The sequence below is a fragment of the Empedobacter tilapiae genome (assembly GCF_004785645.1).
Lineage (GTDB): Bacteria > Bacteroidota > Bacteroidia > Flavobacteriales > Weeksellaceae > Empedobacter > Empedobacter tilapiae.
The window spans coordinates 39,931-53,236 of sequence record NZ_SRPE01000013.1 but is presented as its reverse complement, the minus strand read 5'-3'; the positions used below and the strand labels follow the sequence as shown (position 1 = coordinate 53,236).

General features: G+C 29.9%; 14 protein-coding genes. 4 read left to right on the top strand and 10 right to left on the bottom strand.

The genetic code is table 11. From position 1 onward, the window contains the following. The first annotated feature begins 100 nt into the window (after positions 1 to 100). Positions 101 to 769, top strand: coding sequence for a hypothetical protein (locus E4J94_RS15650; RefSeq protein ID WP_135836726.1), 669 nt, complete (start codon positions 101 to 103; stop codon positions 767 to 769). A 34-nt stretch (positions 770 to 803) separates the two neighbouring features. Here E4J94_RS15650 and E4J94_RS15645 read toward each other — a convergent pair whose 3' ends face one another. The 5 genes from E4J94_RS15645 to E4J94_RS15625 all read right to left on the bottom strand — a co-directional run bounded on the left by E4J94_RS15645 (position 804) and on the right by E4J94_RS15625 (position 4,157). Continuing rightward, positions 804 to 1,142: a DUF6150 family protein gene (locus tag E4J94_RS15645; RefSeq protein ID WP_135836725.1), complete on the bottom strand. Its 339-nt coding sequence runs from the start codon at positions 1,140 to 1,142 to the stop codon at positions 804 to 806. Positions 1,143 to 1,177: 35 nt separating this feature from the next. After that, positions 1,178 to 1,843: a DUF2490 domain-containing protein gene (locus E4J94_RS15640; protein WP_135836724.1), complete on the bottom strand. Its 666-nt coding sequence runs from the start codon at positions 1,841 to 1,843 to the stop codon at positions 1,178 to 1,180. Positions 1,844 to 1,913: 70 nt separating this feature from the next. Then, a complete protein-coding gene (locus tag E4J94_RS15635) occupies positions 1,914 to 2,945 on the bottom strand; it encodes an LLM class flavin-dependent oxidoreductase (protein WP_135836723.1) in 1,032 nt (343 codons plus the stop codon). Positions 2,946 to 3,068: 123 nt separating this feature from the next. After that, positions 3,069 to 3,650 (bottom strand): tRNA-(ms[2]io[6]A)-hydroxylase, encoded by a 582-nt coding sequence (miaE, locus tag E4J94_RS15630; RefSeq protein WP_115001228.1) that lies wholly within the window; start codon positions 3,648 to 3,650, stop codon positions 3,069 to 3,071. A gap of 105 nt (positions 3,651 to 3,755) precedes the next feature. After that, entirely contained in the window at positions 3,756 to 4,157 is a 402-nt protein-coding gene (locus tag E4J94_RS15625) for a hypothetical protein (protein WP_135836722.1), read from the bottom strand. A gap of 98 nt (positions 4,158 to 4,255) precedes the next feature. On the opposite strand from E4J94_RS15625, the gene E4J94_RS15620 reads away from it, so the two are divergent. Beyond that, positions 4,256 to 5,497, top strand: coding sequence for a glycosyltransferase (locus E4J94_RS15620; protein WP_135836721.1), 1,242 nt, complete (start codon positions 4,256 to 4,258; stop codon positions 5,495 to 5,497). Positions 5,498 to 5,516: 19 nt separating this feature from the next. On the opposite strand, the gene E4J94_RS15615 is transcribed toward E4J94_RS15620, so the two are convergent. The 5 genes from E4J94_RS15615 to E4J94_RS15595 form a co-directional block, all read right to left on the bottom strand. Beyond that, complete coding sequence (locus E4J94_RS15615) at positions 5,517 to 6,035, bottom strand: hypothetical protein (protein WP_135836720.1); 519 nt, start codon at positions 6,033 to 6,035, stop codon at positions 5,517 to 5,519. Between the two features lie 27 nt (positions 6,036 to 6,062). Next, positions 6,063 to 6,575, bottom strand: coding sequence for a hypothetical protein (locus tag E4J94_RS15610; protein ID WP_135836719.1), 513 nt, complete (start codon positions 6,573 to 6,575; stop codon positions 6,063 to 6,065). A 77-nt stretch (positions 6,576 to 6,652) separates the two neighbouring features. Continuing rightward, positions 6,653 to 8,092 (bottom strand): MBL fold metallo-hydrolase, encoded by a 1,440-nt coding sequence (locus E4J94_RS15605; protein ID WP_135836718.1) that lies wholly within the window; start codon positions 8,090 to 8,092, stop codon positions 6,653 to 6,655. Between the two features lie 138 nt (positions 8,093 to 8,230). After that, complete coding sequence (locus E4J94_RS15600; RefSeq protein WP_135836717.1) at positions 8,231 to 8,818, bottom strand: methyltransferase domain-containing protein; 588 nt, start codon at positions 8,816 to 8,818, stop codon at positions 8,231 to 8,233. 8 nt (positions 8,819 to 8,826) lie between these two features. Further along, complete coding sequence (locus E4J94_RS15595; protein ID WP_135836716.1) at positions 8,827 to 9,630, bottom strand: sulfite exporter TauE/SafE family protein; 804 nt, start codon at positions 9,628 to 9,630, stop codon at positions 8,827 to 8,829. A gap of 222 nt (positions 9,631 to 9,852) precedes the next feature. Between E4J94_RS15595 and E4J94_RS15590 the strand changes: the two genes are divergently transcribed. Both E4J94_RS15590 and E4J94_RS15585 read left to right on the top strand, forming a co-directional pair. Next, the gene (locus E4J94_RS15590; protein WP_135836715.1) at positions 9,853 to 11,175 is read left to right on the top strand and encodes a M16 family metallopeptidase; all 1,323 of its coding nucleotides are present in this window, start codon (positions 9,853 to 9,855) and stop codon (positions 11,173 to 11,175) included. Between the two features lie 14 nt (positions 11,176 to 11,189). Continuing rightward, positions 11,190 to 13,235 carry a M16 family metallopeptidase gene (locus E4J94_RS15585; protein WP_135836714.1) on the top strand — a complete coding sequence of 682 codons (2,046 nt, stop codon included), beginning with the start codon at positions 11,190 to 11,192 and terminating at the stop codon, positions 13,233 to 13,235. Positions 13,236 to 13,306 lie beyond the last annotated feature (71 nt).

Here is a 13,306-nt window from a genome sequence, read left to right as displayed (position 1 = left end):
TTTATTACAAACAAAAATCCGCTCTTTTGAGCGGATTTTTAGATTTTATGAATTTTAAAATTTAATTATTATCGAACAAAAATTTACTGATTTAAAGTCGTTGAAAAAAACGGCTTTATTAATTAATATTATTGGATGCATTTTAGGATTTAGTACATTAGTTTCTCAGTTTTTCAATGAGATTTTAATTTATTTATCTTTTGTTTACCCTATTTTTTGCATCATTTTAGTTAGATATTATCGAGGTTTGATCTCAATTGAGCCTGAAATTAGACCAAATCTTCCAACAATTTCTATAGGTTTTATGTTCTCTTGTTTTGGATTAATCATTAGAACCGCTATAGATTATAATATTTTAGATTATAAAAATATATGGATTCCTTCCATTGTTATCGCGTTATTAATTTTAACAATCTATTATTTAAATCAATTTAAAAGATTGATTTTCAATAAGAAAATTTTCGTTTATAATGTTTTTATCATAATATTAATTGAAGTATTTTCTTTTTATTCTGTCATATTCATTAATTGTAAGTATGATATATCGACTCCTCAAATTTATGAAATCCCGATTTTGAGAAAAAATGAACATAGAGTAAAAGGAGGAACAAACTATTATTTAATTATTGAAGATTGGAACAATACATTTATAGAAAAAGAGATTAAAGTAGATTATAAAAAGTATTACTCAAGTTTTGAAGGAGAAAGGCTTAAAGTAGCAGAAAGACGAGGAAGATTTGATATACCTTGGTCTTATTTTATAGAGTAATTAGTAAGCTATTTTTAATAAAGTTATTGATTCATCAATAAAAATAATGCATTTTACTTTTGTTTCTCCATCCAGCTTGACTTTCATACTTTACAAAGAAAACTTTTACGTCTGCTTGACTGGCTAAATCTACAAAGTAGATGTTGAATTTTGCTTGACTTTCATATTTTGTGAAAAACCATTTTCCGTTGTTACTGTCTGCTTTGGAAGAAGAATTTAATTTGAAAACCTTTAAATCTGCTTGCGCTTCTGTTTTTACAACAAATACTTTTACATCAGCCTTATTTTTTAGGTCAACACTAAAAACACTTTGCGCAGCTATTTTTGTAGAAAAAAGAAGAAATAATGGTAAGCAACCAATCAAAATTTTCATATTATCAATTGTAAATTATCCTAACTAAGATAAGATTATTTTATCAGATTATTTACCGTTAATCCAATCATCAATTGATCAGTATGAGATGCTTTAAGACTTTGTAACATGTAACCAACTTCTAAACTAAAAGTAGGCGAGATAACATATCCTAAACTTAAACCTAATCGATTTCTGTCAAACGTTTTATCTTTTACAGCTTGTAAAAACACCTCATTATAGGCTTTCAAATACCACGTATTTTCGATCAATTTTGCATTATTCAGCGGAACAGTTGCAGTCAATTGATAACGAAATCTAAATTGTGTATCATTTTCTAAAAAGCGTTCTTCGATACGAAAGCGATGCGCAAAATTAAAACGTTGTAAAGCATGTTTTGTATTGAATTGTTGATACAAACGATGCTCGTGACTATGTGCGTAATCATCGGTAGAAGTAGGTGTTCTGTTCTGAATGTAGGCGTAACCAGCTAACACTGTATTGTTATTTTCTGTTAAGTTGTAACCAATTCCTCCACGAATCAAAAGTTGTTGTAATTGATCTAACTCTTCGTACGAACGATATTGAATATCCGATTGAAAATTAAAATCTTTATTGATTTTTTGATTGATATTTAAGACATTCCAAGTCCTAAAATTACTTTCTTGTGCTTGCACACCCAAGTTGGCTAAAACAATAAAACTGGCTAATATTTTCTTCATTCATTCAATTTTAACGAAAATAAAAAAAGACACGAAAACGATTCGTGTCTTTTGTCAGTATATATAAAATTTATTTTGTTGCCTCTTTAACTTTTGGTAAAATATCTTTCCCAAAAATTTCGATAGATTTCATCATATCCAAATGATTTGGTGCTCCAACATCCATATGAGCAGAAAAACGAGTTAAACCAAACATTTCTTGATATTTCAAAATACGATCAACCGCCAAAGAAGCGTCTCCAACAATCAAATGTCCATTTGTAGAACGTCCATAATCAAATTGTTGTTTTGTATATTTTGGCCAGCCTCTACTTGTTCCAATTCTATTCATTTGTGTGCCATAAATTGGAAAATATTCTTCAGCAACTTTTTCGCTATCCTCTCCAAAAAAAGAATGCATATGAACACCAATTTGCATCGTTTTAATATCGTGCCCGTTTTCAATATAAACTTGTTTATAAATTTCGAACAGATAGTTAAAATCGGCTGGATTGCCTCCAATAATCGCAAAAATAATAGGTAAACCTAAAGTTGCAGCACGTATAATTGATGATTTTGTTCCGCCAACAGCGATCCAAATAGGCAGTTTTTCTTGCACAGGTTTTGGATAAACACTTTGATTAATAATTGGTATTCTAAAATTTCCGCGCCAATTTATTATTTCGTTTTTATTTAAATCTAAAAGTAAACGAAGTTTTTCATCAAAAAGAGCATCGTAATCGTTTAGATCATAACCGAAAAGAGGGAAAGATTCGATGAATGAACCGCGTCCAGCCATAATTTCAGCACGACCATTCGATAAATTGTCAACACTTGCAAAATCTTGATACAACTTTACAGGATCTGTAGAGCTGATGACAGAAACGGCACTTCCCAACTTAATATTTTTTGTAACTGTAGACAAAGCAGCCAACATAATTTCTGGAGAAGAAACTGCATAATCAGGACGATGATGTTCTCCAATTCCAAAGAAATCTAATCCAATTTCGTCCATCAATTTTACTTCTTCTATAATCTCACTCATACGTTGTTGAGGAGTTTGCGTATAACCAGTTTTAGGATCAATATGTAGATCGCCAAACATTCCTATTCCTAATTCCATACTATTTTAGATTTAGTCAAATTTAAGTATAGTATTTAAGATTTAAATTGATGTAGGATATGAAAAAAAGAGTTAACTCGATAAATTTGAATTAACTCTTTTTTTATTATTTTCTAGGATTGTTTATCCGTGTATAGCTTCTTTATTTCCGTAAGATTGAATCAAATTTCCTTCAAAATCCAACCATTCTTTCCAACGTTTGTCTACATCAACATCAGTTGAAAGCTTTCGAGCAAAATTTAAGAAAGTTGTGTAATGATTTGCTTCCGAAACCATCAAATCATAGTAAAATTTTGCTAATTCTTCGTCATTAATATTTTGAGATAATGTTCTGAAACGCTCACAACTTCTGGCTTCAATCATCGCTGCGAATAACAAACGATCTACAAAAGCCATATTACGAGAACCATCTTTTTTACAAAATTTCATCAATTGACCAACGTAATCATCTTTGCGTTCACGACCTAACTTGTATCCACGACGCTCGATAATTTCTACAACCATTTTGAAATGTTGCATTTCTTCGATTGCAATATCTGACATTTCCTGAATAAATTCGTCATGTTCAGAATTATAAGCAATCATTGTAATTGCGTTTGTTGCTGCTTTTTGCTCACACCAAGCATGATCTGTTAAAATTTCTTCTAAATTTCTTTCCGCAATATCAGCCCAACGTGGGTCTGTCAAAAGTTTTAATCCAAGCATTTTCGAAAAATATTAAGTCCAAATTTACGAAATTAAATTGTTTAAAATGAACATCAAGATTCTTATCAGTAATATGAAGAATCAGAAAAATATACAATATTTTAATTAAACGATTTTCTTTTCAATCATTTCTAACATCACATCCGAAGCGTGTTTAAATGTTGGTGCTTGTTCCGTCAAGCTTGCAGCATTTTTTTTATTGACTTTAAAAATTAAATCTTTTTCTGTTGTAAATAATAAAGCGTTTGTAAATGGATTTTTAATGTAAGAACTCAAAATCAAAAAAGTCTGTTCAACACTATGAAATTGCTCAACTTCTTCGGTTTTATAACGAAAAGTGAAGGCGAAATTATACTCATTATTTTCTAAAAGATGTAAACGAACAAATATATTTTTAAGATCAGTATCTCCAATAGTTTTGGCCATTGTAAGTTTTGCAAAAGTTCCTTCTTTGATACTTGATTTTACTTGCTCGAAAAATTCTTCAAAAACAGTTTGATAAGACATTTTATATAATTTTAGCTGCAAATTTACATTAAAATAAGCCAATTGGGCGCATTATATTTAATCTTCCGATTAACAAACAGAAAGCGTAATTTTGTTGAATGAAAAAACTATTAATCATTGGTCAAGTTTGGCCAGAGCCTACTTCTTCTGCCGCAGGAACTCGAATGATTCAGTTAATTGATTGTTTCAAAAAAGCTGAATTTGAGATAACTTTTGCGTGTGCTGCTTCAAAATCTGATTATAGTTTTGATTTGATTTCGAAAGGAATAAAAGAAGTTGAAATTCAGTTAAATGATGAAAGTTTTGATGATTTTGCAAGAGAATTAAATCCTGAAATTGTTCTTTTTGATCGTTTTATGATTGAAGAACAATATGGTTGGCGCGTTTCGAAAGAATGTCCAAATGCATTGAAAATTTTGGACACAGAAGATTTACATTTTCTACGAAATGCGCGACAAGAAGCAACTAAAAAAGGGATAGAATTTACAGAAGATTTATTGTTTTCTGATTTGGCAAAACGAGAAATTGCTTCCATTTTACGTTGTGATTTATCATTGATAATTTCTAAAAAGGAAATAGAAATTCTACAAAATCAATTTAAAATTGATGAAAAAATCTTGTATTATTTGCCTTTTTTAGAAAATGAAATTACAGAAGAAAAAATAAATTCTTGGAAAAATTTTGAAGAAAGAGAACATTTTATGTTTATCGGAAATTTTATTCATGAACCTAATTTTAATTGTGTTCAAACCTTAAAAAAAGAAATTTGGCCAATTTTGAGAAAGAAACTTCCGAAAGCTGAATTACATATTTATGGTGCATATGCAACACAAAAAGTTTTGCAATTGAATAATTCTTCTGAACGATTTTTTATCAAAAGTAGAGCTGAAAATGCGCGAAAAACAATGTCAAATTATAAAGTATTGTTGGCTCCGATTAATTTTGGAGCTGGAGTAAAAGGTAAATTCATAGATGCAATGCAAACAGGAACTCCTTCGGTTACAACAACGATTGGAGTAGAAGCAATGAAAGAAAGTTTTGATTGGAATGGTTTTGTAGAAGATAATTTTGAAGCTTTTGTAGAGAAAGCTGTTTTGCTTTGCAATAATGAGAGTGAGTGGAAAATTGCTCAACAAAATGGAATAAAAATTCTGAATAAAAATTACAATAAAACTAAATTTGAAGCTGACTTATTAGAGAAAATAAAATCTATAGAAGCTGATTTAATCCAGCATCGAAATCAAAATTTTATTGGGCAACTTTTGCAGCATCATCATCATCAAAGTACAAAATATATGTCGCTTTGGATTGAACAGAAAAATAAAAACCTTCTGAAATAAGAAGGTTTTTTTATGATTTTTAAAGTGGTAAATCAATATTATTTACAATGTAATCTGTATGTTCTTTTGAGTTTTTAAGGAAATCGTCATTACCAAAATTGACTACTTGGTAGATGAAATTTTTTGTCTTAAAAATATTGATTTGTAGATAAATGGTTGCTTCTAATTCTTCGTTGTAATAACTAATTTGTTTTTGTAAAGTTTCTCTTCCTTTACTTGTTTTAAATTGTTTAGAATTTAAAGATTTAAACTTAGGATTACTTGAATAATTTGCAACACTTATATCCATATAAGAAGCGAAATCATCAGCGATATTACTTATTTTTAATTCATCAAGATTTTCAATAATGATAAATCCATAAGAACTAGTTTCTTCATTTTCCCATTGCACAGTTGCAAAATCATTTGTACCAATTGTACGTTGATATCCAACTGGTAAGTTTACTGAAAAATTTTCTGAACCAATTATTGTTGACTGCGCATTTGTATTGTTCATTAAACATAACATTAGCGTAAAAGTCAATAAAATTTTCTTCATATAAAATATTGTTTTTTTATTATAGGTTTATTCTACTTTGAAGCTATTTACAATTTTAACAAAATCGCTTTTCATTATTTCTTGATTTTCGAAGCTACAATATTGTAAAATTTGATACACAAAATTTTTTGTTTCGACAACAGTCTGTAAAAAATAAATATGTCCAGATTCTGAGTCATTTGTTTCAAATTCTGCATAGGCGTAATTGAAACCTTGTTCGTAAGAGACATATGGTTTTTTTAGATAGTTAAAGCCATTTTGAGTTGTATATGGTTCGATGGAATTTAGTGTATAATCAATCATATCCAAATTAGAGTCTGTCAACTTTAGTTCATCTTTATGTTCAAAGATTAAGAATCCATACGAATTTGGTTTAGGGGTAACACTTTCAAATTGAATGGTTGCATAATCATTTAATCCAATTGTACGTTGAAAACCTTTTGGAATAGTTAGTGTAAACGATTCTGCTCCATATATTTTTTGTTGAGCAAATAATGTTGAGCAAAAGAGTAAGGTACAAATGAATAATAAATTTTTCATGAATAGAATTTGAATTGACAAAGACGAAAATAGCCTTGGTGTTCCAAGGCTATAACGTTATTTATGTTTAAAAATTGTTATTTTGTTGAACAAGAATTATTACCTAATTGACATGGTGAAACTCCTTCTACAATTTTAACTCCTTCTACATCTTTTATTTTACCAAAACCTCCAGCGACATCAATTAAATTTTCGAAACCACGAGCGCGTAAAATAGACGCGAAAATCATAGAACGGTAACCTCCAGCACAATGTACTAAATAAGTTTCTTCTGAATCGATTAATTTCATTGATTCGTTGATAAAATCTAAAGGAGCAGTAATTGCACCTTCGATATGGGAAGTTTCATATTCTCCTGGCTTACGAACATCTAAAACTTTTAGTTCAGTTTCGTCAACTAATTCAACAAATTCCTCTGGAGAAACAGACACTATTTCGTCAAAATCTTTTTCCGCATCAAGCCAAGCCTGAAAACCATTGTTTAAAAAACCAATAACGTTATCGTATCCAACGCGAGCTAAACGTGTTACGGCTTCTTCTTCTGTGTCAACTTCTGCAATTAATAAAATAGGTTGTTTGATATCTGTGATTAATGTTCCTACCCAAGGTGCAAAATTTCCTTTGATACCAATATTTATTGAGTTTGGAATAAAACCAGCTGCAAAAGTTTGAGGATCGCGAACATCTAAAATTAAAGCATTTGTATCTTCGGCAACTTGAATAAATTTGTCAGGAGATAATGCTTTATTTGCACGTTCTTTTACAATATCCAAAGATTCAACACCTAATTTATTCATCATTACGTTTTCTGGAAAATAAAATGGAGGAGGCATTAACCCTGAAGTTAATTCGGTAATAAATTCCTCTTTTGTCATATTTGGATTCAAAGCGTAATTTACTTCTTTTTGATGACCTAAAGAATCAAAAGTTTCTTTACTCATATTTTTCCCACAAGCAGAACCTGCTCCATGTGCAGGATAAACAATGATTTCATTTGCCAAAGGCATAATTTTACTTCTTAAAGAATCATATAAATATCCAGCTAGTTTTTCTTGAGTTAAATCAGAATTTAATTTTTGAGCCAAATCAGGACGTCCAACATCTCCTATAAATAAAGTGTCTCCAGTAAAAATAGCATAATCTTTACCATTTTCATCTTTCAACAAATAAGTTGTGCTTTCCATTGTATGGCCAGGTGTATGTAAAGCTGTAATAGTAATATTTCCTAAAGGAAAGATTTCTGCATCTGTTGCAATGTGTGCATTAAAACTAGGTTCCGCAGTTGGTCCATATACAATAGTAGCTCCTGTTTTTTTTGCTAGATCTACATGTCCAGAAACGAAATCTGCATGGAAATGCGTTTCGAAAATATATTTGATTTTAGCGTTGTCTTTTGTTGCTTGATCAATATAAGATTGAGTTTCTCTTAATGGATCAATAATAGCAACTTCACCATTGCTTTCTATATAGTAAGCACCTTGTGCAAGACATCCAGTGTAAATTTGTTCAATTTTCATAAAAATGAATTTAGGTTGTAAAAATACAAATAATTAAAATTAGAATTTTCCACAATTGGACTAATTCTTATACTTTTCATCTATTTAAACTCAAATAACATTGATAGTTATATTAAAAACTATGAATGAAATCATTGGTTATTTTCTAATCTTTTTTAAATTGATAAACAATTCAGTTCCTTTTCGAGGAGTAATTGAATTGTAACAGTTTTCCATCACTTTGAAATCGAAATAATCGTTGAAATATGTCTCATATTCAGTTTTATCACCTCCAAAAGGCGGCGTATTATTTCCGAATTCTCTATTAAATAAAATGCCAACTAATTTCCCGTTTTCGGCTAATAGTTCGTTCATTTTGATGCTGTATTTTTGACGTAATTCAGGATCTAAAGCGCAGAAAAAAGTTTGTTCTAAAATCAAATCATATTGACCTTCTAAATCAAAAAAATCTTGATGAAGAACTTGTATATGGGGATTGTTTTTAAATTTTTCTTTAATCTTTTCCACTATAACTTCAGAAATATCAATCAATGTGATATTAATAAAACCTTGTTTCAAAAGGTATTCAGCTTCATAAGCGTTTCCACAACCAGGAATCAAGATTCGGATATTTTTGTTCTCTAATTGATCAATATATTCTTTCAGAGGAGTTGATGGAGCTTTTAGGTCCCAACCTGTTTCATTGTTGATGTATTTGTTGTTCCAAAAATTTTCGTTCAGTTTCATGATGTAAATTATTGAATTATAAATTCTTCTATGAACATAAAAATAGCCATCAAAATAATGAAAATTGCAAATGTTCGTTTTAAAAATTGTACGGGTAAAAATTTATTAATGTATGTTCCAACAAGAATCCCTAACATTGAAATTCCGATGAAAATACTTAAAAAGTTCCAATCTATTTTAATATGAAGTGCATCACCAATAAAAAAGCCTATTAATGAGTTTATTGCAATAATAACTAATGAAGTAGCAGAAGCTTTCTTCATGTCTAATTTTGCTACCATCATTAACGCTGGAACAATCAGAAATCCACCTCCAGCACCAACCATTCCTGTTAACCCACCAATTAAAAATCCTTGAATAAGTAATACAGGGTTAAGTTTATCCTTTTTTTGAATAGTTTTTGTTTCTTTTTTGCCTTTTAACATTGAAATTGCTGCAAACACCATTAGAATTGCAAATAGTCCAAACATTGCCATTCTACGTGTAATTACAAAGTCACCAATAGAAAATAAATTACTAGGGAGAGCAGGAATAAGAAAAGCTCTTACCAAACTAATTCCTATTACAGCAGGCAATCCAAACTGATAAACAACTTTCCAATCAACCATTTTTTGAAAAGCTTGTTTTATTCCTCCAATTAATCCTGTAGAACCAACGATACATAAAGAATAGGCAGTTGCAATTTTTTCATCGAAATGAAAAATATAAGCTAATATAGGTACTGCTAATATAGAACCTCCACCACCAAGAACTCCCATGATTAATCCAATAAAAAAAGCACCTACAAAACCAAAAAATTCTATAAAATCCATTTTTTTTCTTTCTCGATTTTTACAAATCTATAGTAAATACTAAAACATTTACTATAGGAATATTATCAAATAATGTTGTAAATTATAAGGAATGCCTACTAAACCAATAGACATGTTATTATTTTACATTTTAAATTTAATGCAAATTTCATGTAACATTTTTTAAAATTATGCTACTAATGTTACATAAGCAAAATCGATAAAAACTTAAAAAACTACTAAATGAAGAAATTTTTTATGTCTATATTATTTGCCGGATCTGCATTATTTGGTCAGCAAATAAAATTTGATGAGTATACTTTACCAAACGGATTACATGTAATCCTTCATCAAGACAATTCTGCACCAGTTATTACAACAGGTGTTATGTATCATGTAGGATCTAAAGATGAACAAGTTGGAAAAACAGGATTTGCACATTTTTTTGAGCATTTGTTATTTGAAGGGACTGAAAATATAAATAGGGGAGAATGGTTTAAAATTGTTTCTGCTCATGGAGGTTCTAATAATGCAAATACAACTACAGATAGAACTTATTATTATGAAACTTTTCCATCAAATAATTTAGAACTGGGATTGTGGATGGAATCTGATCGTTTACGTCAACCAATAATAAATCAAATAGGTGTTGATACACAAAAAGAAGTTGTAAAAGAAGAAAAACGTTCTCGTTTAGATAATCAGCCTTATGGAAAGTTTTCTTATGGAGAAGCGGTTAATCCACATGTTTTCAAAAAAAGTGGGTATCGTTGGAGTGTAATTGGCTCTTTCGAAGATTTGAGTAATGCTAAATTAGACGATTTCAAACACTTTAGTCAAACCTATTATGTACCTAATAATGCGGTATTAGTTGTTGCAGGTGATTTTAATAAAGACGAAGCAAAGAAGTTAATAGAAAAATATTTTGGTGTCATTCCTAAAGGAAAAGATGTTGTTAAAACAGTAATAAAAGAAGATCCTATTACTTCTGAAGTTCGTGCAACTGAATATGATGCAAATATTCAAATTCCATTATTAGCAATTAATTATCGCACACCAGATAATAAATCAAAAGATGCGTATGCATTAGAAATGTTATCAAATTATTTAACAGGCGGGAAGTCTTCTATTTTATATAAAAAATATGTTGATGAGAAAAAAGAAGCATTACAAATTTTTGCTTTTAATCGTCAAATGGAAGATTATGGAATTTATTCAATCGGAATTTTACCACAAGGGGAAGTACCTTTTGATAAATTAGAAAATGAATTACAACAAGATATCGAAAAAGTACAAACAACTTTAATTTCAGAAGAAGATTACCAAAAAATCTTGAATGGAATTGAAAATAGTTTTGTTGCTTCAAAATCGGGCGTAGAAAATTTGGCGCATGCTTTGGCAGATGCTTATATGTTGGGAGGAGATACAAATTTAATTAACAACGAATTGAAAATTTATCAATCTATTACAAGAGAAGATATCAGAAATGTTGCTAAAAAGTATCTTAACAAAAATCAACGTGTAATTATCCACTATTTACCAGAATCTAAAAAAGCTGCAAAATAAAAAACGACTCAATTATGAAAACAAAGATATTATCTCTTGCTATTGCTTTTATGGCAGTTAGCTTAAATGCACAAGTTAAAATTCCTATGCCAAAACCAGGTCCAGTACCTACGGTTAACTTAGGAAAACCAAATGAATTTAAACTAAAAAATGGCTTAACAGTTATTGTAGTAGAAAACCATAAACTACCTCGTGTTTCTGCAACATTAACAATTGATAATCCTCCGTTTGCTTTAGGAGCAAAAAAAGGTGCAGAATCTTTATTAGGAGAGATGTTAGGAACAGGAACAAAGACAAAATCTAAAGACGATTTCAATAAAAGAATTGAGTTTTTAGGTGCACGTGTTAATTTCTGGGAAGAAGGAGCTTCAGCAAGTTCATTAACGAAATATTTCAACGAAATATTTGGATATATGGCTGATGGAGCAATGAATCCAAATTTTACAGAAAAAGAATTCACTGATGTTAAGAAACGTTACTTAGAAGGGTTGAAAGCAGATGAGAAATCTGTTGAGAGAGCAGCTTCACGAGTTTCTAATATATTAGTATACGGAAAAAATAATCCTTTCTCAGAGTTTGATACACCAGAACAAATCGAGAAAATAACATTACAAGATGTAAAAGATTATTATAATGCTTATTATAAACCAAATAATGCTTATTTAATTGTTGTTGGAGATATTTCAACAAAAGACGTTAAAGCATTAGCAGAGAAAAATTTTAACTCTTGGCAAACAGGAAAGTTAAATATTTCTATTTTTCCAAAAGTAGACGAAGTAACAAAAACGGAATTGAACGCGATTAATATGTCAAACGCAGTTCAGTCTGTAGTTTCAGTTTCTTATCCAGTTCATTTAACAAAAAAAGATCCTGATTATTATGCAGCATTGATTGCATCTTCAATATTAGGAGGTGATTTTAACTCAAAGTTAAATATGAATCTTCGTGAAGCTCATGGATGGACATATGGTGCACGTGGAGGAGTTTCTGATTCTCGTTATATTGGTCGTTTTAATACAAATGCAACTGTTCGTAACGAAGTAACAGATTCTGCAGTTATAGAAACGATGAAAGAAATAAAAGGAATGACGTTGAATAAAATCGACCAAAAAGTTTTGGATGATGTTAAAGCGAAATTCTTAGGAAACTTTATTTTAACATTAGAACGTCCAGAAACGGTTGCTAATCAAGCATTGACAAAAAAGACAAATCAATTATCAGATAACTTTTATGCAGATTATATAAAAAATATCAATGCAGTTACTGTAGATGATGTTTTAAGAGTTTCCAAGAAATATTTCCGACCAGATCAAGCAAAAATTAATGTAACAGGAAAATTAGAGCAAATTGCACCAGCGTTAGAAAAATTAGGTTATCCTGTAAATTATTATGATTCTTATGGTAATAAAACAGAAAAACCTGTTTCAGGGGCTAAAACAACAACAACTACTGTTGCACAAATTACAGATAACTATTTCAAAGCTATTGGTGGTTCTGATAAAGTAAAAGCTGTGAAATCATTGGTTCAGAAAGGAAAGATTGAAACTATGGGGATGAGTGGAGCATATACGAAGAAAGATGCAACACCAAATAAAACCGTGACAGAATTTTCGATTATGGGAATGACAATTAAGCAAGTTTTTGATGGACAGAAAGGATATATGTCACAGGCTGGGCAAAAAATGGATTTGCCTGCTGATATGATAGCTCCATTAATAAAGACAAATTCCCTATTTATTCCTTTATCAGAAGGATATAAAACAGCTAAAGTAGATGGAATAGTTTTTGAGAATGGAGTAGATTATTATAAAGTAATAGTAGCAGAGTTAGACAGAGCTGACTTTTATGATGTAAAAACAGGTTTGTTAATGAAATCAGAGCAAAAACAGAAGACTCCACAAGGAGATATGATCGCTACTACAACAAATAAAGGCTATAAAGCTTTTGATGGAATTTTAGTTCCAACAGAGATGTCTCTTGAAGCTGGACCGCAGGTTATGAAAGTTATAATCGATACAGTAGAAGTAAATAAAAATGTAACTGAAGCTGATTTTAAATAGAAACAATTCTTTTAAATATTTTTCAAATTGAAAAGGTAATCCGAGTTTTTGGATTGCCTTTTTTTATATAT